The 23,090-nt window shown below is 48.8% G+C and carries 23 protein-coding genes; 7 read left to right on the top strand and 16 right to left on the bottom strand.

Annotated elements, in window-relative coordinates:
• The first annotated feature begins 6 nt into the window (after positions 1–6).
• Complete coding sequence (locus ACK5LI_RS11620; protein WP_416949462.1) at positions 7–693, top strand: phosphoadenosine phosphosulfate reductase family protein; 687 nt, start codon at positions 7–9, stop codon at positions 691–693.
• Between the two features lie 53 nt (positions 694–746).
• On the opposite strand, the gene ACK5LI_RS11615 is transcribed toward ACK5LI_RS11620, so the two are convergent.
• Complete coding sequence (locus ACK5LI_RS11615; RefSeq protein ID WP_416949460.1) at positions 747–959, bottom strand: dual CXXC motif small (seleno)protein; 213 nt, start codon at positions 957–959, stop codon at positions 747–749.
• Between the two features lie 190 nt (positions 960–1,149).
• On the opposite strand from ACK5LI_RS11615, the gene ACK5LI_RS11610 reads away from it, so the two are divergent.
• The 4 genes from ACK5LI_RS11610 to ACK5LI_RS11595 all read left to right on the top strand — a co-directional run bounded on the left by ACK5LI_RS11610 (position 1,150) and on the right by ACK5LI_RS11595 (position 4,648).
• Entirely contained in the window at positions 1,150–1,659 is a 510-nt protein-coding gene (locus ACK5LI_RS11610) for a ferritin (RefSeq protein ID WP_416949458.1), read from the top strand.
• An 83-nt stretch (positions 1,660–1,742) separates the two neighbouring features.
• On the top strand, positions 1,743–3,437 hold the full coding sequence (locus tag ACK5LI_RS11605) for a 2-oxoacid:acceptor oxidoreductase subunit alpha (RefSeq protein WP_416949456.1): 1,695 nt from the start codon (positions 1,743–1,745) through the stop codon (positions 3,435–3,437).
• Positions 3,438–3,439: 2 nt separating this feature from the next.
• Positions 3,440–4,291 carry a 2-oxoacid:ferredoxin oxidoreductase subunit beta gene (locus ACK5LI_RS11600; RefSeq protein ID WP_416949453.1) on the top strand — a complete coding sequence of 284 codons (852 nt, stop codon included), beginning with the start codon at positions 3,440–3,442 and terminating at the stop codon, positions 4,289–4,291.
• 9 nt (positions 4,292–4,300) lie between these two features.
• Positions 4,301–4,648, top strand: a complete 348-nt coding sequence (locus ACK5LI_RS11595) for a DsrE family protein (RefSeq protein WP_416949451.1) — start codon at positions 4,301–4,303, stop codon at positions 4,646–4,648.
• 61 nt (positions 4,649–4,709) lie between these two features.
• On the opposite strand, the gene ACK5LI_RS11590 is transcribed toward ACK5LI_RS11595, so the two are convergent.
• The 15 genes from ACK5LI_RS11590 to ACK5LI_RS11520 form a co-directional block, all read right to left on the bottom strand.
• The gene (locus ACK5LI_RS11590; RefSeq protein WP_416949449.1) at positions 4,710–5,129 is read right to left on the bottom strand and encodes a hypothetical protein; all 420 of its coding nucleotides are present in this window, start codon (positions 5,127–5,129) and stop codon (positions 4,710–4,712) included.
• Between the two features lie 72 nt (positions 5,130–5,201).
• Complete coding sequence (gene glpX, locus ACK5LI_RS11585; protein ID WP_416949447.1) at positions 5,202–6,185, bottom strand: class II fructose-bisphosphatase; 984 nt, start codon at positions 6,183–6,185, stop codon at positions 5,202–5,204.
• A gap of 241 nt (positions 6,186–6,426) precedes the next feature.
• Complete coding sequence (gene dapA / locus ACK5LI_RS11580; protein ID WP_416949445.1) at positions 6,427–7,305, bottom strand: 4-hydroxy-tetrahydrodipicolinate synthase; 879 nt, start codon at positions 7,303–7,305, stop codon at positions 6,427–6,429.
• A 50-nt stretch (positions 7,306–7,355) separates the two neighbouring features.
• On the bottom strand, positions 7,356–8,207 hold the full coding sequence (dapF, locus tag ACK5LI_RS11575) for a diaminopimelate epimerase (protein ID WP_416949442.1): 852 nt from the start codon (positions 8,205–8,207) through the stop codon (positions 7,356–7,358).
• 212 nt (positions 8,208–8,419) lie between these two features.
• A complete protein-coding gene (locus tag ACK5LI_RS11570; protein WP_416949440.1) occupies positions 8,420–8,695 on the bottom strand; it encodes an HU family DNA-binding protein in 276 nt (91 codons plus the stop codon).
• 85 nt (positions 8,696–8,780) lie between these two features.
• On the bottom strand, positions 8,781–9,593 hold the full coding sequence (locus tag ACK5LI_RS11565; protein ID WP_416949438.1) for a MinD/ParA family protein: 813 nt from the start codon (positions 9,591–9,593) through the stop codon (positions 8,781–8,783).
• Positions 9,594–9,608: 15 nt separating this feature from the next.
• Complete coding sequence (locus ACK5LI_RS11560) at positions 9,609–10,508, bottom strand: GGDEF domain-containing protein (RefSeq protein WP_416949436.1); 900 nt, start codon at positions 10,506–10,508, stop codon at positions 9,609–9,611.
• Positions 10,501–11,620, bottom strand: a protein-coding gene (gene prfB / locus ACK5LI_RS11555) for a peptide chain release factor 2 (protein WP_416949434.1) whose coding sequence is annotated in 2 segments (ribosomal slippage) — positions 10,501–11,544 and positions 11,546–11,620 — 1,119 coding nt in all. Because the reading frame shifts where the segments join, the coding sequence is not laid out codon by codon here. The genes ACK5LI_RS11560 and prfB overlap by 8 nt, the downstream gene beginning before the upstream one ends.
• A gap of 4 nt (positions 11,621–11,624) precedes the next feature.
• On the bottom strand, positions 11,625–13,214 hold the full coding sequence (gene lnt / locus ACK5LI_RS11550; protein ID WP_416949432.1) for an apolipoprotein N-acyltransferase: 1,590 nt from the start codon (positions 13,212–13,214) through the stop codon (positions 11,625–11,627).
• Between the two features lie 67 nt (positions 13,215–13,281).
• On the bottom strand, positions 13,282–14,100 hold the full coding sequence (locus ACK5LI_RS11545; RefSeq protein WP_416949430.1) for a hemolysin family protein: 819 nt from the start codon (positions 14,098–14,100) through the stop codon (positions 13,282–13,284).
• A gap of 121 nt (positions 14,101–14,221) precedes the next feature.
• Entirely contained in the window at positions 14,222–15,298 is a 1,077-nt protein-coding gene (locus ACK5LI_RS11540; protein ID WP_416949428.1) for a hypothetical protein, read from the bottom strand.
• Between the two features lie 129 nt (positions 15,299–15,427).
• Positions 15,428–17,314, bottom strand: a complete 1,887-nt coding sequence (gene mnmG / locus ACK5LI_RS11535) for a tRNA uridine-5-carboxymethylaminomethyl(34) synthesis enzyme MnmG (protein WP_416949426.1) — start codon at positions 17,312–17,314, stop codon at positions 15,428–15,430.
• Positions 17,315–17,353: 39 nt separating this feature from the next.
• Positions 17,354–18,586, bottom strand: a complete 1,233-nt coding sequence (locus ACK5LI_RS11530; protein ID WP_416949424.1) for a M20 family metallo-hydrolase — start codon at positions 18,584–18,586, stop codon at positions 17,354–17,356.
• A gap of 146 nt (positions 18,587–18,732) precedes the next feature.
• Complete coding sequence (locus ACK5LI_RS11525) at positions 18,733–19,008, bottom strand: PxxKW family cysteine-rich protein (RefSeq protein WP_416949422.1); 276 nt, start codon at positions 19,006–19,008, stop codon at positions 18,733–18,735.
• Positions 19,009–19,130: 122 nt separating this feature from the next.
• On the bottom strand, positions 19,131–20,450 hold the full coding sequence (locus ACK5LI_RS11520; RefSeq protein WP_416949420.1) for an amidohydrolase: 1,320 nt from the start codon (positions 20,448–20,450) through the stop codon (positions 19,131–19,133).
• 84 nt (positions 20,451–20,534) lie between these two features.
• Here ACK5LI_RS11520 and ACK5LI_RS11515 point away from each other — a divergent pair, with 84 nt between their 5' ends.
• Both ACK5LI_RS11515 and ACK5LI_RS11510 read left to right on the top strand, forming a co-directional pair.
• Positions 20,535–21,299 (top strand): alpha/beta hydrolase, encoded by a 765-nt coding sequence (locus ACK5LI_RS11515; protein ID WP_416949418.1) that lies wholly within the window; start codon positions 20,535–20,537, stop codon positions 21,297–21,299.
• Positions 21,300–21,547: 248 nt separating this feature from the next.
• Positions 21,548–23,071 carry a glutamate synthase-related protein gene (locus tag ACK5LI_RS11510; protein WP_416949416.1) on the top strand — a complete coding sequence of 508 codons (1,524 nt, stop codon included), beginning with the start codon at positions 21,548–21,550 and terminating at the stop codon, positions 23,069–23,071.
• Positions 23,072–23,090: the final 19 nt, after the last annotated feature.

The raw sequence follows: 23,090 nt of genomic DNA, 5'->3' as shown, positions 1-23,090 counted from the left end.
TATAAAATGACGATAGCTGAAAAACAAACTTACGCATTGAAATTGCTGAACAACCTTCTGGATGAAGGCTGTGATCCGCAAACTATTGCCGTGGCATGGACAGGGGGAAAAGATTCCACTGTCGCTCTGCACCTGTGGCGTTCCGTACTGCTTGCAAGAATGCCGGAAGTGGCAGTTCAGGCGTTGACAATTAATACCGGTTATAAATTTCCGGAAGTCATCACATTTCGAAACGCACTTGCCAAAGAATGGAATATCCAACTCCATGAGGTCAGGCCAACCATAGAATTGTCTGATTATCCGGTAGCCAGCGATGTAATACGTTGTTGTAACGAGCTTAAAGTCGTGCCCCTGCAAAAGGCAATAGAAACACGCAAGATACAAATCCTTATAACCGGAATCAGGCGGGACGAACACCCGTCCCGTCATACAACACTACCAGTTGAACAGGCAAAGCAACCAGAACACCGCCGAGTTCATCCTGTACTGGAATTTACCGAGCTTGATATCTGGGCATACACATTTGAATCTCAGTTGCCTTATTGTCCGCTGTACGATGAAGGATACCGGTCGTTAGGCTGCCAGCCATGCACATTTGCTCCGGACTCAGTTCTGAATGATGAAGAGAGAGCAGGGCGCAATGCAAAGAAAGAGGAAAACATGCAGGCTCTGCGAAGCCTCGGCTACTTTTAATAACGCATAAAAAAAGAGCCGCACCCGTAAAGGTTGCGGCTCATACTTATTTATTACACCCGATCACAAAAGACGTTTTCCATAAAGCTTTCCAGTGCATCGTCCATCTCATGGATGTAGTCCTGCACGTCTGTCACTTTATCGCACTTTGTACACCTTAAGTATACTTCGTGACAGGTTCTTTCTGCATTCAGCTTGCCGGCACACTCCCGGCACTCAATCGTGGTCTCAGCTTTACGAGCTCTGCTATAAGACAGTCCCCACATAACTAGCCCCCTTGGATATTAGCACGCGTTAGCGCAGCGCCCTAATAGCCTAAGGCCAGTACGTTGGCAACAGTAAAACGGTGTGTTGTTTTCCTTGCAGAATTTTATGTGTCATGTATGATTATTATAACTGCAACATGCCGATAACCTTGTAATCATCGGCTCAAATTATACGAATCAGGAGATAATCATGCTCAGCAAAACTATGGAGCAAGCGTTTAATGATCAGGTTAAATGGGAGCTTTATTCAAGCTACCTGTACCTTTCCATGTCTTCTTATTGCAATGAACTGGGCTTGGCCGGTTTTGCTAACTGGATGCGTATGCAGGCTCAGGAAGAGCTTTTTCATGCCATGAAAATATATGACTATATCATGGAGCGTGGCGGAAGAGCCATTATGCAGGCAATTGATGCTCCTCCTTCTGAATGGGATGGTTCGCTGGATGTATTCCAGAAGGTGTACGAGCATGAACAGCACGTGACGAGCCTCATCCATGACCTTGCCAATCTGGCACAGGATGAAAGAGATCATGCAAGCGCCATTTTCCTGCAGTGGTTTATTTCCGAACAGGTCGAAGAAGAAGCCACAGTTTCCGATCTGGTAAGCAAGCTTCGCCTTATTAATGGCGAAGGGCAGGGCCTGCTGATGCTTGATAAAGAACTCGGAGCCCGTGTGTTTACCCCTCCTGCCAATGCGTAATTATGTTCCCCTGCCTGACATACGGGCAGGGGCTTTTTTATGGATAGCATCCTATCAGCCGGAAGCCAGCCAAGGAGCACATCGTGAGCAATAAAGACAAATACATTGTCATAGGTGGCGAAGCCGGACAAGGGCTTGTTACTATTGGACAGATGTTAACTAAAGCTCTTGCCAGAAGCGGTTATGAAATACTGATTGCCCAACATTACATGTCCCGCGTCAGAGGCGGTCATAACACGTACAGGATCAGAACCGGTGTGGGCGAAATTGTTTCGCCGGTGGATGACATTGATATTCTGGTCGCTTTGAATCAGGAGACTGTGTCGCTTCATAAAAAGAACGTTAATGACAACGGTATTGTCATCCTTGATGAGAGCCTTGACTCCGAAGGGCTTAAAGCCATTAAAGTACCTTTCTCAAAACTTGCACCACGGCCTATTTACCAGAACATTTCCGGGCTTGCGGTTCTTGGTGAATTGCTGGGAATTGAAAGCGATGTGTTGCAGACCCTTGTCAAAAACACCTTCATGAAGAAAGGGGATGAGGTTGTTGCTCAGAATCTTGAAGTACTGACTGAAAGCTGCCGATGGGCAGGAGACTTTAAAACAAGTTGCACTCCGCTGCCTGCGCCAGAAGGAAATAAAAACAGAATTGTAATCCATGGCAACGAAGCGATTGCCCTTGGCGCTCTGGCTGCCGGAGTAAAATGCTGCTTCTTTTATCCTATGACTCCGGCAACATCTGTTGCACAAAATCTGATTACATACGCTAAGCAAATGAAAGTGCTTGTTGAGCAGGCTGAGGATGAAATCGCAGCGCTTAATATGGGGCTTGGCTCTGTTTATGCCGGAGCAAAGACGCTGGTGCCCACAAGTGGTGGCGGCTTTGCGCTTATGACAGAAGCAGTAAGCCTTGCGGGTGTTATGGAATCTCCCATTGTCATTGTCGTTGCGCAACGTCCGGGGCCGGCAACGGGGTTACCGACCAGAACAGAACAGGCAGACCTGAACCTTGTTCTTTACGCCGGACACGGAGAATTTCCCCGTGCCATATTTGCTCCAGCAACGATTGAAGGTTGCTTTGAGCTTACATACAAATCATTCGACGTCACAGAGCGTTATCAAACACCTGCCTTTGTGCTGACAGATCAGTTTCTGGCAGACTCATACAGGGCAGTGGAAAAATTTGACTTAAACGCCTTATCCCCTGTTTCCGAGCCGGACATGAGCCAGAACGGAGACAGAAACTACAAGCGTTACGCGTATTCGGATGACGGAGTCTCTCCCCGTAAGGTTCCCGGTTTCAGTAAATCGCTGGTATTAGCAGACTGTCATGAACATACGGAAGATGGCCATATTACAGAGTCTATGGAAGTCCGCGTCGCGATGAACGACAAGCGGATGAAAAAAGAAGAAGGAATGCGCGCAACAGCTATTCCCCCTCGTTACTACGGCGACAAAAACGCCAGCCGAATTCTTATAAGCTGGGGCAGCAGTGAAGGGCCTGTGCGCGAAGCAGCGGCACGTATGCGCAAAAAGGGAAAATCTGTCGGAGTATTAAGCTTTACACAAGTCTGGCCACTTAACTCTGAACAGTTTCTTTCTGTTCTGGAAGCCGCGGACGAAGTCATTGGTGTAGAAGGCAATGCAACCGCACAGTTTATGAGATTGTTACGTCAGGAAACAGGCTTTAACGTGCACAAAAAGGTGCTCAGGTACGATGGCAGACCATTCACTCCCCGTTACATATTGCAGCAGCTCGGAGAGCAGGAGGGCTGATTATGATAGATATTAAAGAATACGGTGAATACACAACTTCCTGGTGCCCCGGATGCGGAAACCATGATGTGCTTAAAGCCTTGAAACAAGCCCTTTCGGAGCTCGAACTTCAGTCCCATACTGTTGCCCATGTCTCGGGTATCGGTCAGGCTGCCAAAGCACCGCACTATATAAGCCTGAATGGCTTTAACGGTCTACACGGCAGGGGGTTGCCTTCTGCTCAGGCGGTTAAACTGGCCAACCCGCAACTCACCGTTATCGCAGAAAGCGGTGACGGATGTAATTACGGAGAGGGAGGTAACCATTTTCTGGCAGCAATCCGCCGAAATGTAGACCTGACCTTGCTTGCTCACGACAACCAGATTTACGGACTCACAAAAGGGCAGGCCAGCCCTACAACTATGGAGGGGCATGTGACGAAGTCGCAGCCTGACGGCGTATACAATTCTGCTTTCAACCCCATCGCCGTTGCCGTAACTATGCGGTGCAGCTTTGTTGCACGTGCTTTTTCCGGCAATGTGCCGCACCTTGTTTCTGTTATGAAACAGGCAATACAGCACAAGGGGTTTGCGCTGGTCGATATTTTCTCGCCTTGTATCTCATTTAATAAAGTTAATACATTCGGCTGGTACAAACAGCGTTGCTATGAACTTCCGGCCGATTATGACCCTACAAATTGGGATGCCGCCATGGAAAAAGCTCAGGAATTCGGCGAAAAAATTCCTATCGGGGTATTGTATAAAAACACAAGGCCGACCTTGGACGAACGTTTTGACTTTTTGAAAGAAGGCCCGCTTTGTACACAAAAAGTTGACTTGGGAACCTTGGACAACATTATGGACAGCTACCGTTAGGAGTTTTCAATGCATAAAGTTGTGCTGTTTCCGTTCAACGGTGAAGAAATGTGTTTCATTCATGTTCTGTTAAATGCAAAAGACATGAAAAGCAGGGGCGTTGATGTAAAACTGGTAGTCGAAGGGGCTGCTGTGAAGTTGTTGCCTTCCTTGAATGAGCCGGACCATCCTATGCATACTCTTTATGCACAGGTAAAAGAGGCAGGCATCATTTATGGAGCTTGCAAAGCCTGCTCGACAAAGCTGGGGGTCGTTGAGGCCATTCCAGCTTGCGGAATAGCGCTTGTAGGAGAGATGGGAGGCCATCCGGCCATGTCTGAATGGATAGAGAATGGCTATCAGGTGGTCACTTTCTAATTGGCCCAACGCCTTTGGATAACAAAAAAAGCGGGCACACAGTGTGTGCCCGCTTTACTTTTTACTGGCCTTGCAGAAGCGGTTTCAACAATACAAGTTCGGAATCAGGCACCACAGGCATATCCGGAGGGCGATTCTCACCAGTCACCATGTCACCGAATTTAATTATTTCAAATCCGGCAAAAACATGAGTCATAACATAAAAAAACCGGCTGGGTTCCCACGAAGTGTTCTTTTTAAGATAAGTCTCAGCCCCCAATGTCCAGTTAAATGAAGGAATATTGCCGGAGGCAACAGCAGGGCCCGAGGAGTCTTTATTGGCAATAGCCCACTCTCTGTAAGCCGGAAAATCAGTCATAAATTGTTTAAGCTCTTCTCCGGTAAAAGGGGGCTGCTTATGAAAATCAGGATCAGCAGCAAAAGCCGCCATAGAAGTAAGGCAGAAGACAAAGACGAAAAAAGCAGAGATGGCGGCGCGCATAATGGCTCCTGATAGGTGGTTTGTATAAAAAGAAGCCGACCAGACGGCCGGCTTCTGTCAGGCGGGGTTAAATTAGTCGTATTTAACCGAGCTGATTTTCATCAGCTTATCCCAGTTATTGATAGACTCAATGTAACGCAGAGTGCCGGTACGTCCACGGATAACCATGGAATGGGTCACTGCGCCGTTACCGGTGTATTGAACACCTTTAAGGAAAGTACCGCCGGAAATACCGGTGGCGGAGAAAAACACATCATCGCTACGGATAAGAGTATCTACGGTGTGAATTTCGCGCAAATCAATGCCAGCCTCAAGAATGGCTTCTTTTTCCACATAAGACTGCGGATCAAGGCGCGCAAACATTTCACCACCGATACCTTTGATGGCGCAAGCAGCCAGAACGCCTTCAGGAGTACCACCGGTACCCATCATGACGTCAACTTCAGAGCGGGGATCAACAGCCATCAAAGCACCGGATACGTCACCATCGGTATGCAGCTGAATACGTGCACCTGCGGCACGAACCTGTTCAATCAGATTGGCATGGCGGGGCTTATCCAGTACAAAAACGACAAGGTCATCTACGTCTTTATCAAGAGCCTTGGCAATTTTGTTCAGGTTTTCAGCCACTGGCGCGTCCAGATCAACCACGTTTTTCGCAGCACCGGGTACTACCAGCTTCTGCATATAAAAACTGGGGCCGGGGTTGTACATAGTTCCTGCGGGGGCAACGCCGATAACGGAAATGGCGTTAGGACGGCCATAAGCAAGCAGTTTAGTGCCCTCTACAGGATCAACCGCAACATCGAGGGCAAGGCCGTTGCCTGCACCTACTTTTTCGCCATTGTACAGCATCGGAGCTTTGTCTTTTTCACCTTCGCCGATAACAACCACACCGGAAATATTCAGCGAGTTAAAGCAAAGCCGCATGGCGTCTACGGCAGCCTGATCACCTGCGTCCTGATTTCCTTTGCCAAGCCAGCGGGCAGACGCCAGAGCAGCAGCTTCCGTGACACGTACAAGGTCAAGCGCGAGGTTCTTTTGCGGGGCTTCCATTACCTGTTCCCTCCGTCGGAAAATAGTGGACTTGCATTATATGCAGGTTGTTCATGAAATTGATTTATAGGGCCGTCTACTGAATCTCTGTATCGTAGAACTCCATTCAGTCAGACACACAGCCACTTAACTTATCCTAGGGTTGCCGTAGCTTCAAGAGGAAAAGGAGCGACTTGCTGCAGATTAAAAAAGGCGAATGCCTGTTTAAAGACACCCGCCTCAGTTGTTGTCCGTTCAGAGACTAGACTAACCCTGCCACGGAAAGAATGCCGCGCAGGTATTTTTCATTTTGGGGCAGCAGAGGAACCAGCGGCAGACGCAGTTCAAGCTCCAGTTTACCCATCATCGAAAGAGCGGTCTTTACAGGAATCGGATTAGTTTCACAGAACATTGCACGCGAAAGAGGTGAAAGTTCGTGATGAATTGTACGGGCAAGTTCAAGGTTACCTTCTGCAAAGGCTTTGCAAAGACCAGCCATCTTGCCGGGAACAATGTTAGACACGACAGAAATTACGCCACATCCGCCGACTGAAAGCAGAGGGAGCACTGTAAAGTCGTCTCCGGAAAGAACCTGAAAATCAGTACCGCAGAATTCAAGAATTTCTGAAACTTGTTTCAGGTTTGCAGAGGCTTCTTTAATACCAACAACTTCCGGCACGTCACGCCTGATCCGTGCAACGGTTTCAGAAGTCATGTTCACACCGGTACGCCCCGGAACGTTGTACATGATGTAAGGAAGCGATACTTCTGCAGCGATGGCTTTAAAATGCTGGTACAGACCTTCCTGAGTAGGTTTGTTGTAGTAGGGCGTAATAAGCAGAGCTCCATCCGCCCCGGCATCTTTAGCAAACTGAGCAAGCCCGATCGCCTCTTTGGTGCTGTTAGAGCCGGCTCCGGCCAGAACAGGAACCCGTCCCTTTACCTGATCAATGCATATGCGGATCACATCCCTGTGTTCTTCATGGGACAGAGTTGCAGATTCACCGGTAGTGCCACAGGGAACTATACCATTAATACCTTGTTCGATCTGCCATTCTATAAGATTGCGATATGCTTCTTCATCCAGACTGCCATTTTTAACGGGGGTTACAATCGCAGTAAGGGCTCCAGAAAATTGCATGTGCCTTCTCCTGTGTTTTGCATAAGTACGCGAAGTAAAGTCGCACGTACTTAGGGTAGGGTAAGATTCAGCGCCTCAAGGTTCATATCACCCGAGTAAATCAAAAGCGCCTTGCCTTCGAGGAAAACCGAGCCGTCTTCCAGCGATATGCCGAGCAACTCTCCGCCGGAACTGCGCACAGTAACTTGCGGCCCCGTAAGGCCGAGAGCATGTGTAATGACTGCACCTGCAGCAGCACCGGTGCCGCATGCATAGGTTTCATCTTCAACACCACGCTCATAAGTGCGAAGCATAATATTGTCGGAATCAAGAACAGTAACGAAGTTTGCATTGGTGCCCGCAGGAGCAAACCTGTCGTGGTATCGCAACGCCGCACCGAGTTTTCGCACATCAAGTTCTGCCGCATCAGCATCGAGCCACACAGCATGAGGAACACCTGTATTTACAAAGTGCACTTCATGCGTAAAGCCTTCAAACTGGAGCATATTATTAAGGCTGAGTTCTTTAGGGGGGGTAAGTTCAACCTTGACTGTGCCGTTGACAGCATCTACGCGGGCACGCACAGGTCCTGCGTCTGTTCCAAACACATGCTGCGGATCGGCAAAGCCTAAGTCGCAAGCCAGAAGAGCAGCGCAACGGGATGCGTTTCCGCACATTTCAGCCCGGGAGCCATCAGCGTTATAAAAGTGCCACCTGTAGTCCAGCTCAGGTGAATCGGGAGCCTCTTCCAGAAAAACAAGTCCGTCAGCTCCGACAGCGAAAGAACGCTTGCAAATTTTCTGCGCCCATTCTTCCATAGCTGAGACAGGCAGCTTCAATGACCTGTTATCAATAAAGACAAAGTCGTTTCCGCACCCCTGCATTTTATAGAAGGGCAGCGTCGTACGCGGTGTCCGCGTCATGGGGTAAATCTCCTGAGGTTGCCATTTGGTGCCCGCAATCATCAGAGTGTATTAAGAAAAATTGCCGCAGGTACCTCTCCTGCTGCAAACTTTCCGCACTACAATGCGTTACATCCCAAGTCCAGTCAACAGGTAGCTTTTTGTCGAATAGATAACAAAAAACGCCCGAAACGGCACTGCCGGTTCGGGCGAACTGGGATCAGAACAACATACTAGTTGTTGAGAAATTCTTTCAGCTCTTTACCCGCCCGGAAGAAGGGCAGCTGTTTAGGCTGAACGGTTACAAGATCACCAGTTTTAGGATTCCTTCCGGAGTAACCTTCGTACTGTTTAATCTTAAAACTTCCAAAACCGCGAATTTCAACGCGGTCACCATTCAGAAGAGCGTCTTTCATGGAATCGACAAACGTGGTTACCACAAGAGTGGCTTCTTCAATAGAGATGTTGTTTTCTTCAGATAAGACTTTAATCAATTCGCTTTTATTCATCTAGTGGCCTCCCCTAAAGAGGTATGGTTCAAAAAAAGAGTGTGTACAACGCGAATATTATGCAAATTACCTACAAGTTCAAGTCCTAATATTCTTTTTTATGCATTTCTTCCAGCAACGGGGTATCGGAGAGGGTTTCCATAACTGAAGCGCGATGGCGTTGCACCTTAACAGCTATCGAAAAAATATCCTTTGCTGCTGGCGAGTTATGGTTCATGCGCATAAGCGGAGTCTGCCTGCGCACAGCCTCGGGCAGCGCCTTATCATAACTCACTCCACCAAGAAATTTAGGGTGGAAACCTAAAAATTTGTCACACGCAGCGGCAAGTCGCTGGAAGGCCTGCTTCGTTTCAGCAGGACTTTCTGCCTGATTGACGACTACATGAAAATCTTCAATGCTATATTGTGAATGCAGCATTTTGATAAGAGCATAGCTGTCAGTCAGAGAAGTAGGCTCAGGGGTAATAATCACCAGCCGCATGTCCGCCATAGCCCCAAGCGAAAGAACCGTGGATGATATGCCTGCTCCCAGATCCATAAACAGGTAATCATAGCTGCTGAACAGGGGCATCAGCCTCTGGAACAGAATCTCTCTGGTATCGTTGTCCATTTCAATCAGGTCAGTCAAACCCGAGGCGGCAGGCATAAAATCAAAGCCACCTTGTTCAATGGGGACAACAATTTCCTGAGGAGCAATGCTGGTTTCAAGCAAATCATACATGGTATGCTCCGGTGTAAGCCCGAGCAAAACATCAAGGTTTGCAAGCCCCATGTCACAATCCATCAGAAGAAGCGGATGGCCGCCCTTATGCAGGCAAAAGGCAAGATTCAGTGCGAGGTTGGTTTTACCTACGCCGCCTTTACCGCTAAGCACAGAAACACTGAAAGTTTTTCTCATAGCAATATTGCTCTGTTACTCTTTTCCGGAAAAAAGAAGTTGCTTTTCCTGGGATTGAACCATGGTATTTTTATCGTAAGGCGCACCAGGGGTTTGGCGGGAAAGAACAACCCGGTTTTTTCCCGTCCGCTTTGCTTCGTACAAGGCCTCATCTGCATACGCTATCAGCCTGTCAGCAGGGCAGGGCATACTCCCCTTGCAGACAGCGACACCCGCAGAAAAAGTGATATGAAAAGGAGGATGTCCTTCGCAGTTAATGGGAATTTTACGCATAGCTTCCAACAGACGAACCACCATAAGGCGGGCTGTGATTGCCGATGCGCCGGGCAGAACAAGAGCAAATTCTTCACCACCTATGCGGGCTGCGACATCATACGCACGTTTTCCGGAATTCAGGTGGTGGGCCAGCCTCACTAAAACTTCATCGCCGCAAGGGTGCCCGTATGTATCATTCACGGCTTTAAAGTCATCAATATCCAGCATGACTACACTAAGCTGTGAATTTCCCCGCACCGAACGCTGCAGTTCCAGCTTCAGGCTCCGTTCAAACGAACGACGATTAGCAAGACCTGTAAGCGGGTCATGTTCAGATTGCCAGCTCAGGTTATCCAGCGCTTGCTGAACCTGCAGCAGGTTGGCTCCTTCAGTGTTGTCAAAAGGATAAGCCAGCCATTTTGACAAACCCAGCTTTTCAGCTGCGCGCGACCAATCTTCCATAGTGCAGCCGGGTATCAATCTGGTAACGGCAACCATGCACCCCGCATTATCAGGACCGGACTGGAGCCCTCCTTCCTGCAGGGCGCTTTTCAGCTGAGCCAACTCGGAAGAGGCCGCATCAAGCAACCTTTCACGACAGGGACCAGAGTCCGCACAGGTCGTTTCAGGCTGTTGTATCAGGTTGTCTTTGTTATCCATTTATCTGCCGTTCATGCTGGAATAAAAGGTGATTACGCATCAAGGCATCCAATTCGCCGTCAAGAACTGATTCAACATCACCAACTTCAAAGTTGGAACGATGATCCTTAACCAGCCTGTAAGGTTGCAGGGTATAAGTACGGATCTGGCTACCCCATGCGATGGCGTCTTTGTTGGCATAGTCCGCCTGGCGCTCTGCCTCGCGCTTGCGCAACTCTACTTCATAAAGACGCGCTCTTAAAATCTGCATAGCCGAATCTTTATTATGATGCTGCGATTTTTCATTCTGGCACTGTGCTGTGATACCCGTAGGGATGTGAGTCACCCGCACAGCAGAACTGGTGGTGTTAACGCTTTGGCCCCCAGGGCCGCTGGAGCGAAATATATCAACTCTTATGTCAGTTTCCTTGATGTCGATATTAATTTCTTCACCGGCGTCTGGAATGACATCTACTGAAGCAAATGAGGTATGCCTGCGGCCCGAAGCATCAAACGGAGAAATACGTATGAGTCTATGAATACCTTTTTCACCTTTGAGCAAGCCATAAGCGTTAGGCCCGTCGATTTTCAGGGTAACACTTTTAATTCCAGCTTCATCGCCGTCCAGATAATCAAGGTACTCAGTCTTAAACTCATGTTTATCAGCCCAGCGCAGATACATTCTAAGCAGCATCTGTGCCCAGTCCTGAGCTTCAGTACCTCCGGCTCCGGGGTGAACTTCCAGAATTGCCGGATGCTTGTCTTCTTCAGCGGATAACAGCAGGCCGACTTCGGTTTCTTCAAGCAACTGTTCAAGGAGTGTAATCTGACCCGAAAGTTGCTCCAGAACTTCCTGAGTATTTTCCTCTTCCGCCATCTCCAGCCAGCCTTCAAGCTCCTCTTTTGCTTGTTTCAAGGCTGTCAGTCTTGCAGATTCATTTTCCAGCTGGCTTTTTTCACGCAAAACCGGAGTCAGCTTTTCAGGCGCGTTCCATGCGTCAGGGCTAGAGAGCTGTTTTTCTATCTCTTCAAGTCGCCTAATCGTCGACTCGTGGTCAAAGACGCCCCCAAAGGGTGTGAAATTGCTGAAGGAGAGTGTTGCCTTGTGAACGAAGATCAGAAAGCTGAAGCATAAATTTATTCCTGCAAGCTAGCTTTGTGCCTGCGGCTTAATGCCACGCAGCCTGCCAGGGCAAGGCAGAACAGCAGCAGCAAAGCCGGCACAACGGCTTCATATATTGTATGATAAATGGTTGTTGTTGATATTCCCAGCACGTTGCCGGATATAATTGCCGGTTTAAACAAAGGACCAGTTTCAACTATCCGCCCATATGGGTCAATGATAGCGCTGATACCTGTATTGGTACACCTTGCGATATACCGTCCTTGCTCAACTGCCCGCACAGCAGTCAGCTGTAAATGCTGGTAAGGTGCCGACGTATCTCCGAACCATGCATCGTTACTGATATTAATCAATACCGTAGCACCGGCAGCTACCCGCTGTTGGGCCAGTTCGGAAAAAATGGATTCATAACAAATCAGTATGCCTAGCACAAGATTGCGCACTGTCAGCGGAGCAACCCGAGTCCCGGGGGTAAAATCACCGACCCCCTGCATCATTGTGCGCAAAAAGGGCAACTCCAGAAAGGGGGGAATATACTCTCCGAATGGTACAAGGTGCTCTTTGTCATAAAAACCGATGTCCTTTCCTTTTTCACTTACAAGATATGCGCGATTATAGGTAGAGTATTCGCCGAATTTATTACCCAGAATATAGCCCGGGGTACCTAACAGCAAAGGAGTTTGAAGCCTGCGCAGCTCTTCGCGTATAGTCTCTCCCAACGCATGTTCCTGATAGTAGAAAGGCATAGATGTTTCCGGCCAGACTAGAAGGTCAGGTCTGACTTTATCCACTGCCCCCTGAGACATACTCAGATATCTGTCCGCTGTTCCCTGCTGATATTCAGGCAGCCACTTCTGGTCCTGATTGATATTTCCCTGAATCAGAGAGACCATTGCAGGCTTTCCGTCCGGCAGGGGACTACTCAGCGTAATGTGACCAAAAACCGCAATACCGCCCAAAAGCGCAACGCCTGTCACGGCTGGCAACATCCGGCCCTGATTTATATAAACTGCATGCGTCAGCAGACATGCCGCACAAACCAGCAAAGCACCCAGACCCGTACCGCCCACAACAGACGCCAATTGAAGCATTACGGGCATGGCGACAAAAGCAGATGCCAGAGTAGCCCATGGAAATCCCGTCAGAATAACCTCTTTTGCAGCTTCAAGAACTGCCCATCCACATCCAGCCGCGATGCTGATACATAATGCTGCAGCAAAAGAATCCGCTTTACCGTCCCTGACTCCTGTAATCCGCTGCAGGCAGTGGCAAACTACAGCAAATAATGCTCCGAACAAACCAAGCCATGTGCCGACCAGCAACGCACAGGGAACGGCAAGGGCCAAAGATGCCTGACCATATACATGAACAGGATATGCAACCCAATATACTACGCAGCTGCTGCCGGCACCGGCAGCAAGCCAGCTTTGCCTGAAAGCAGACAAAGCGGAGCAAGCGGAAAGAGCAATCAGATAAAGGCCCGCGGGTACCAGCAGTATTGCAGGAGCAAATTGCAAATAAGGATTTGGTAGCCCGATGAACGCACCAACAACGACAATAAAAAAAAGAAGGGCTTGTCTTAGCAGAGAAGGGCGTAACGTCATAATCAAAGCTTCTTATACGCAGGGCTGGTAACCCGTTCATAAAAAAGGCGGCCCTAGGGCCGCCTTATTATTCTGCAGGCGTTATCCTGATGGTTTTTATTTGCTTAGCATCAGCGTCTGTCACACGATAAACATATTTTCCGACGGTGAATTCTTCTCCAGCTTGCGGAACATGCCCCGCAATTTCGGAAAGATAGCCGCCGATAGTTTCAACCTGATCGGATTCAAGCTTTTCATTGAGCTCTTCAGACAGATCCTCAAGAAAAGTCCGACCGGAAACATCAAAAATACCATCGCCGACTGGTCGGATTTCGTCTTCACGAGGAGTGTCGTGCTCGTCTTCAATGTCACCTACAATCAACTCAAGAACGTCTTCGATAGTCACCAGACCGGATGTTCCGCCATACTCATCAAGAACAATAGCCAGATGATTTTTTTGGCTGCGGAACTCCTGAAGCAATTCACTGACTTTCTTGGTTTCGGGAACAAAAATCGGCTGTCGCATAATCTGCGCCACCGGCACACCTAATTGTTCTGGTGCCGCAAAAAACTTGAGCAAATCTTTTGCAAAAACCACACCGGTGATATTATCCCTATTCTCCTGATAGAGAGGGATGCGGGAGTGTCCAGAGGAAATGATCAAGTCAACTATTTCGCTGATAGTACTGTCATCACCTGCACAGTCTATATCCGTGCGAGGTGTCATGATTTCGTCAACTTGCATTTCATCAAGCCGCAGAACGTTTAACAACATAGTACTCTCGTCAGAGTCCAGTTCTCCGTCATCCTGAGCTTCTATAATGGCTTGCTCGACACTGTCGCCGTTCTTCGCAGAAAATAGTTTGGAAAAAAGCGACCAGAGCCTACTGTCCGAGCCTTCGTCCAATGTCGTACTCCTTTTAAATGGTTACCGTACCTGCTGGGCAGTGGGACCTGAAATTTTATATATTGCAATAAGCACAACGGTCCAGCAAGGCAAGAGTCCGGGGCTCTGAATTAATAACAAGTTACTCTTCCAGCCCTTTTTCTCTATATAATTCAAGATGCCTTTTCATCGCCCAGTTGCCGATCACTTCAATGCCGTCTTCCTGCTTGAAGGGTACCCAGACAAGTTCATGCGTGCTGTTTTCTTTGTTTTTTGCCAGACCGATAAACTGAACACCCAGATCAACATTACGGGTTTCAAAATCAATAAAAGGGGTCTGCGTACGGCACAGCAGCCAGTAGCGATCGCGCTTGCCAAGTTCTGGCTCCCATAAATCAAGTAAAAGTATAAACCGTTCGGCAATGGTAAACGTTAAATTACATTTTTTTGCAACCTCACGGCGAATTTTAATACGTGCTCCGCCTGCCGAAAGGTTTACCAGTTCAAGCTCGGCTGTCTTGTTAGGAATATAGACCAGTTCCGGCTTGTCCCATTCCTTCACATTAAGCGGAATCCGGCCGGAAGAATCAAGCTTTTCCGCCCAGAGAGCCATGCCCAGAACGTACTGTTCAGGAGGCTCGATACGCAAAAATGAACGTTTCTGACGCTGCTCCAGCACTTCCGGCATGCGAATATTCATCATGCAGATGTTTTCGCCTTCCATACGTATTCCGGCGATAGTGCTGACAAACGTATAAAATATCACTCGCTTGTTTACTACAACGCTAAAAAAACATTCTACATGTCTGCCTATCCACTTAGGCGAAAGCTTACTTAAGCCAGAGCATTCAAGCAGCAGAGTTCCATGTTCAATTTCTATCGCTGAACAACTTGTCGAGTGGCGCCGCATTCCCGGGGTATGAAATTGCAGCTCCACTTTTCTGCGGGCGTCAATGGCTGACTGTATCTGTCTGGTAATGTCCGCAGGGCGCATAACCCATCCTGCCGGAACATAACCGCCATGCTTACGTTTGAGGTAGGACATGATTGCAATCACACCCAGCAGAACCCCGATAATTCCGCAAAGCGCCCCGATAACATACAGTGACTTTTCTGAAGTAAAGGATGTCGCCCCGAAACTGTTGCCAATTTCAGTAAAGTAGCTGGTGGTGCGATCAGCTGCGTACACACTTTGAAAAGGTATAACGTGCATATTCATAGATAGTTACATAGCTTGAAAACAGTTGAAACACTGCATGTTGCGGCTTGGTTGTTCCCCCCGCGTACATTGTGTCAAAAAGCAGACTATTTAGTTTTATTGCAAAAATAAAACCAAATACAGCCTGAATTACAGTTTTCCAGCTTTTTTCAGATGCACCTCTATGCATGTAAGCGCAGCAGGGGTAATACCGGAGATTCGGGCAGCCTGCCCCAAAGTTCTCGGCCGGACTGCGCTCAATTTTTCCACTGCCTCGCGGGTAAGGCCGTGAACAGCAGCATAGTCCACCTCGTCAGGAATCAAGACAGACTCATGGCGGGCAGAGCGGGCGACCAGATCTTCCTGCCTTTTAAGGTAGCCGGAGTACTTGACTATAGTCTGTGCTTCTTCGCAAACATCATCTGCGATATTAGCAACATCCAGCCCGAAGGGAGCAAGGTCACGCAATTGCAGATTGGGCCTGCGTAACAGATCGGCAAGACTTACCGCTTTGGTTGGAACAGCTTCATTCATCGCTGCAAAAACAACCCGCGCTTCGGCATCAGGCCTGACCTGCCGTGATTCAAGCTCAATCAGCAATTCTTTTAACGCGGCCTGTTTTTTGCTGTACAATGTCCACTGCAAATCATCTACAAGGCCAAGCTCCCGTCCGAGAGGGGTCAATCTGGTGTCCGCATTATTCTCACGCAGAAGCAATCTATGCTCGGCCCGTGAGGTAAACATCCGGTACGGCTCCAAAGTTCCCTTGGTGACAAGGTCATCCACCAGTACGCCAATGTACGCCTGATCTCTTCCAAGGATAAACTCGTCACGGCCCGTTAATGAGCAAAAAATATTAATCGCAGCCCAAAGCCCCTGAGCTGCAGCTTCTTCATACCCTGAAGTACCGTTCACCTGACCGGCAAGCCATAATCCGGAAAGAACTTTAGCTTCCAGTGTAGGCTTAAGCTGTGTCGGGTTTGCATAATCATACTCAATGGCGTAGCCCGGCCTGACAATTTGTGCCTTTTCAAGGCCGGGAATTGTGGCGATCATACTTTTCTGCACATCCAGCGGCAGACTGGTCGGAATACCACCAGGATAAACCTCAGGACTATGCAACCCTTCAGGTTCAATAAAAATCTGATGCCGGTCTTTTTCAGGGAAGCGGGCAACCTTATCTTCAATGGAAGGGCAGTAGCGTGCACCAGTACCGGTAATTACACCTGTAAACATGGGGGAACGCTCAAAACCGGCACGAATAGCTTCGTGAGTCTGTTCGTTAGTCCATGTCAGGTAGCATGGCACCTGCGGCATACGCACTTCTTTTGTGCGAAAACTGAACGGACGCGGAGGATTATCCCCGGGTTGCTCGCTCATAACGTCAAAGTTAATGCTGTCGCGTAATAAGCGGGGCGTAGTTCCGGTCTTAAGACGTCCAAGCACTAGCCCGATATCAGTCAGACTCTTCGAAAGCCCCTTTGCTGCCGGATCACCAAGGCGTCCGCCGACAAAGTTTGTAAGTCCCACGTGGATTAGACCGCTCATGAACGTACCGGCAGTTATACATACCGTACGAGAATGGAAGACCTGTCCGAGCTGAGTAAGAGCACCCACAACTCGACCGTTTTCTACCAGGATTGTTTCTGCGGTATCCTGCCATACCCATAGGTTTTCCTGACGAAAGATATCACGCTGCACAGCCTTCATATAGGCATCACGGTCAATCTGTGCACGGGTGGAGTGGACGGCAGGCCCTTTACTGGTATTAAGCAGCCGGAACTGGATTCCGGCTTCATCTGCCCACAGCCCCATCATGCCGCCTAATGCGTCGATTTCCTTTACCATGTGACCTTTTGCAAGGCCGCCAATAGCCGGATTGCAGGAAAGATGACCGATGCGGTCGACGTTGATGGTAAGAAGAAGGGTCTTCAGGCCCAGACGAGCTGCAGCCATTGCGGCTTCACAGCCTGCATGTCCTGCTCCGACCACAATAAGATCAAGCAGGTCAGGAATAGCGGGTTTATTTACTGGCATGGCTTAAAAAAGGCGCGCCGTCAGGACGCGCCATTGAATTTATGCTTGAGAATTCAAAGCAACGTGAAGCATGACCTTCGCGTCACCTATATTTGCCGAAATCAATGATCGCTCATTTGGCGTATGCGCATTGGAAATTATCTTGCTCCATACAACCGCGGGCAGATCAATGCGCCTGAGGGCGGCAGCAACAGTACCGCCACCGATACCCATTGGCCGCGCATCTGCATTGTAAACTGCTTTTACAGCCTGTTGCAGACTGAGAACAACAGGAGCGGCAGAATCTGTAGGCGTAGTCGCCTGTTCTTTCTGGACGCATTCAACAGTAATGCTTACGCCGTAATCCTGCTCAACACTCCGGGCAAGTTCCTCAACAGCGTTGATGACATCCTTAAGCTGGTACTCCGGAAGCACACGGCAATCGATGTAAAAAACATCATTTCCAGGCACGGTGTTCACATTCGGAACATTTGCATCTTTTTTAGTGGGAACAAAAGTCGAAACAGGGGGCACAAACAGATCGTTGCGCACGCTGAAGCGATCATGCAGCGTCTGCACTTTCAGAATCATAGCGGCAGCGCCGACCAAGGAGTTTATACCTTCTTCAGGACGGGAACCGTGGCACTGCTTGCCGGTAACGGCAACTTTAAGCCACAGAACGCTTTTTTCAGCCACTTCCAGCATGGTGCCGTCCGCATTTCCGCAGTCAGGCACAAGAATCAAGTCCTCATGCTTAAAAAGATCGGGAGCAGTGGCCAGAACATGATCAAGCCCGAACGTGTTGCCTGTTTCCTCATCAGCAACAAACAAAAAGCCGACATTTACATCCGGCACTACAGCATGTTTTTGCAATGCTCTAGCCATCAGAAGGCTTGAAACTATTGCCTGCTGGTTGTCTTCCACACCGCGCCCGATGAGAACATCGCCGTCAACGCGCAAGGTGTAGGGATCGCTTTCCCAAAGATCAAAGTCGCCCGGGGGGACAACATCCATATGCGAGATAATCCAGAAGGTTCTGGATTGGTCGCGTCCCGCAATACGTGCAACAATATTCGGACGATATCCGCAAGGAACTCTGATATCCGGGGCATTGATGGTTTGAATGTCACTGACGCCGAATTCACGCAGCTTCTCTATAATAAATTCGGCTTTAGCTTCTTCGCCTATGCCTTCGCTTTGCGGACATAAGGCCGGAATTGCAGTAAGTTCACGTTGCAGTTCAACAACAGTCTCGCGCTGGGAATCAAGATATGAAAAAAGGGTATCAAGCATTGTGTGCTCCTGACATACTCTGCACTGTATAGCATTTATGCCGTGGAAGGATGCAGCCTTGCAGGATGAATGTAAAGAAAAATCGAGCCCCAAAAACGGAAGGGCTGCCAGAGGCAGCCCTTTCGAAAGGTCGCAGTGGAAAAAGATTATTTGCCGCCGCGTGCAGCACGCTTGGATGCTTTAAGCGGGTTGATCTTTTTACCGCTGGCGGTAACCCGGGCTACGTGAGTAGCAAAGTTGCAGTCGCCCAGTACCCACTTCTTCGCGGGGAAGGGGTAGCTGGTGCAGAACTTTTCGCCTTCAAATTCACGAATGCGGTCGCAACCGTCACATTGCTCAACAACGGCCTCAAGGACCATACCTTTCAGCTCTACGCCTTCGGCAGTCTTCACCGCGCCTTCGAGCATTCTTTCGTTACTCATAATATAAAACCTCCCTGTCGCGCAGGTTGCGCGGTATTGTTCTTTAGAAAGCAGGAATCCATGATACGGATTGCGACAAATGTCAACCCAAAAGCGTAAAGACGCATTAGAAAAGCTGTCAATTATGCAAGCCGTTTCAGTACCCACTGCTTAATGCCGGCAATGTCTTTAAGCAAGGCATCGTAATCGAACCGAGTGAATTTACCATCACGAAAAACAAACTCGCCACCAACCATAGTGTGTGTGACTTCGTGCCCTGAGGCCGCGTATACAGCATGGGAGACAGGAGAGTAAAGAGGTTGCAGATTGGGCGATTTCAAGTCCAGAGCAATAATGTCTGCCTTTTTAGCAGGCTCTATGCTTCCGACCTCCGGCCATCCGGTGCAACGGCCTCCACCAAGGGTTGCCATATCGAAAACCTTCTGTGCTGGCGCACATGTCGGGTCCATACATTGCAGCTTATGCAACAACGCACAGGTAGCCATCTCGGTAAACATATTCAGATCGTTATTACTGGCTGCTCCGTCCGTGCCAAGTCCGACGGGAATACCGATTTTAAGCATTTCGGGAATTCTGGCAACGCCGGACGCCAACTTCATGTTGCTTTCGGGGTTATGAGCAACAGCCACACCTGTATCATATAATAAAGCAAGTTCGTCGTCTGTCACATCAACTGCATGGGCGATTGTCGTGCCCGACCTGAGCAGGCCAAGATCGTGACAATAGGGGACAGGGCGTTTACCGAAGCTTTCAATACACTGTGCTGTTTCTGTTACCGTTTCTGCAAGATGGATATGCAGGCCGCACCCCAGTTCGTCAGCCAGATCTTTGCATTGGCCTAGCAGCTCGGGAGTACTTGTGTATACGGCATGGGGCATGATTGCCTGACGAATCCGCGCATGCCCTTTGTACTTGTCATGCTGCCTGCGGACCAGATCAAAGGCGGCTTTTGTGTCGGCATAAGCAGGCGAAGGAAATATGAAAATCCCCTCACCCCCCTGCATACGAAGGCCAGCCTTATCTACGGCTTTGTACGTTGCATCTTCAATAAGATACATATCACAAAATGTTGTCGTGCCGGTTCTGGCCATTTCTGCACAGGCAAGCAGGGCGCCCGCTTCGACTATATCTGCTGTAAGATGTTTTTCTACAGGGAATACATGTTCGGTCAACCACTGCATAAGCTGCATATCATCGGCCAGCCCCCTCAGAAAGGTCATTGCAATGTGTGTATGCGAATTGACAAGGCCGGGCATAACCAGTTTGTCACTGAAATCAAAAAAATCAGCAGATTCCCACTGCGCATCGATCTGCTGCCAGTTACCCACTGCAATAATGCTGTCGCCCCTGATTGCAATTCCGGCATCATACACAATGTCTCTTTGCATATTCTGTGTTGCCAATATGCCTGCCTTTATAATGATGTCGCATGACTGCTTCATTCTGATCTCCTTTGTGGTAGACTGAGCTTGCGATGATAAAAAGACTACCAGATCAAGGCAATAATAAATCTATCGGAGCTGGAAATGACTTGGGGATGCTTACTTATCCACGGATTCGGCGGTGCGCCTTTTGAGATGGAACCTTTGATTGAACCAATTGAACAATTAGGAGGAACTGTAAAATGCATAACACTACCGGGCCACGATACCAGCATTGACGACTTCCGGACGACTTTTTTTGACGACTGGGCAAAGCATGCAGAACGGGAATACCTGAACCTGTCAAAAGAAGTTGAGCACGTTGCAGTAACGGGACTTTCCATGGGCGGGACTCTGTCGCTTCATCTTGCAGCCAGATTTTCACCTGCGGCTGTCATCAGTATTGCCGCACCTATCCATGTGTACCGGATTATCCCATGGGAAATGAAGGACTGGCGGTTACCCTTGGTACGGTTCATCAGGCATGTACGACCAGTCTGGCCCTGCGCTCCAAGGTCGAAAGAATCGCAAGAGATTGCCCCCTGGAAAGGGTACGATGGGGTCAACCTGTTGCCACAAGTTTGGAGCCTTGTGGAAGGGTGCAGAAGAGTAGGAAAAGAACTAGGTCAGGTCCGTTGTCCCGCACTGATTCTGCACGCACCTGATGATAAGACCTCACCAAGCAGTAACGCTTGGCGCATAGCGAAAAACATCAGTTCAGAACATCGTGAGCTGCATCTTATTCCAATCGAAGAAAAGGTAACCGCACACCATATGCTGACCACGCACAGAGAGACAAAGCTGCATGTACTAGAGTTGACCAAAATGTTTTTAGACAAGTTTTTTATACAAAATTGTAAAAAACAATAAGGTATGAAAAATAGGTCTAAAATCATATTCTTATATAATTTTAATAAATTAAATATATTATCTATGCAAACATTTTCACTACTCAAAACTTAACAACTCGACAATTGACATTTTTTGAACTTTTCCGTTATTTTTTGCCCACGATAACATTTCAAGTCAGTTTGGAAGAGCTGCTTTGCAATAAATAACATTTTTGTTCACAAACAGCGGTGTTGAGAGTCACTGCTATCAAGAGAAGGGGGCTCATCGTGGCATTTAAGCCCATCAGCCAAAAATTTACAGACTTTGTCATCGACAGAGACGATCCTCGTTGCATTAATTGCGAAGTCTGTGTCCGGCAGTGTTCTTATGAAGCTCATTATTGGGATGACACAAAACAGCGGGTCAGCTTTGACAGCTCCAAGTGCATCGGCTGTCACCGGTGTGCTGCCCAGTGCCCTACCCATTGCCTGACTATTCGCAGAAACCCTATGGAGTTTCGCGAAAATTCATTCTGGACTCCTACCTATATCAAACACATATACAAACAAGGCGACACTGGCGGTATTTTATTGTCCGGCACAGGTTCTCCGGCTGACAAACCGGTATACTGGGACAACCTTCAGCTGGATGCCAGCCAGGTGACGAACCCTTCCATCGACCCGCTTCGTGAGCCTATGGAACTGCGCACCTATCTGGGCTCAAAGCCGGACAGAATTGAATTTGAAGAAGGCGCTTCCGGATTCAAGCTGAAAGGTGAAATCCCTCCTCAAATCAAGCTTGAATATCCCTTGATGTTTGCGGCTATGTCGTTCGGGTCGATCAACTTCAACCTGCATAAAGCAATGGCGCAGGCTTCTACCGAATTGGGCATAGTGTACAACACGGGGGAAGGCGGCCTGCACCCATCCTTGTATGAATACGGCCCGAACACCATCGTGCAGGTGGCATCTGGCCGTTTTGGCGTCCATAAAGATTATCTGAACGCCGGAGCTGCTGTGGAAATCAAAGTCGGGCAGGGTGCAAAGCCCGGAATCGGCGGTCACCTGCCCGGTGAAAAAATTGATGAAGAAGTATCTCGCACACGCATGGTTCCGTTGGGTTCTGATGCAATTTCACCAGCTCCGCACCATGACATTTATTCCATCGAAGATCTGCTTCAGCTGATTTACGCTATAAAAGAAGCAACACGTTACCGTGTTCCGGTTTCTGTCAAAATTGCAGCGGTTCACAACGCTCCTGCAATCGCCTCGGGCATTGTCCGCGCTGGTGCAGATATTGTTGTTATTGACGGATTCCGTGGCGGCACCGGCGCAGCGCCGACCATGATTCGCGACAACGTAGGCATTCCCATTGAACTTGCATTGGCTGCAGTGGACAACCGGCTGCGTGACGAAGGCATCCGCAATCATGCTTCGCTGGTCGTTTCAGGCGGGATCCGTTGCAGCGCGGACGTGGTTAAAGCCATCGCTCTGGGAGCGGATGCGGTATACATCGGCACTGCTGCCCTTGTATCTGTGGGCTGCACGCTTTGCGGTCGTTGTTACACCGGCAAATGTCCGTGGGGGATAGCCACAAACGAAGCTCGTCTGAAAAAACGCCAAAACCCCGATGTTGCGGCAAAGCGCCTTGCCAACCTTATCAGGGCATGGGGCCATGAAGTTCAGGAAATGCTGGGCGGTATGGGGCTGAACTCAATTGAAAGCCTGAAGGGCAACAGAGACAAGTTGCGGGCAATCGGATTGAATCAGGTGGAACTGGATATACTGGGCGTAAAGCACGCCGGAAAATAGTTTCATCGGCCCGAAAATA

Origin of the sequence: Oleidesulfovibrio sp. (assembly GCF_047973035.1) — a bacterium.
GTDB lineage: Bacteria > Desulfobacterota > Desulfovibrionia > Desulfovibrionales > Desulfovibrionaceae > Oleidesulfovibrio.
This window is presented reverse-complemented; position numbering and strand designations above follow the sequence as displayed.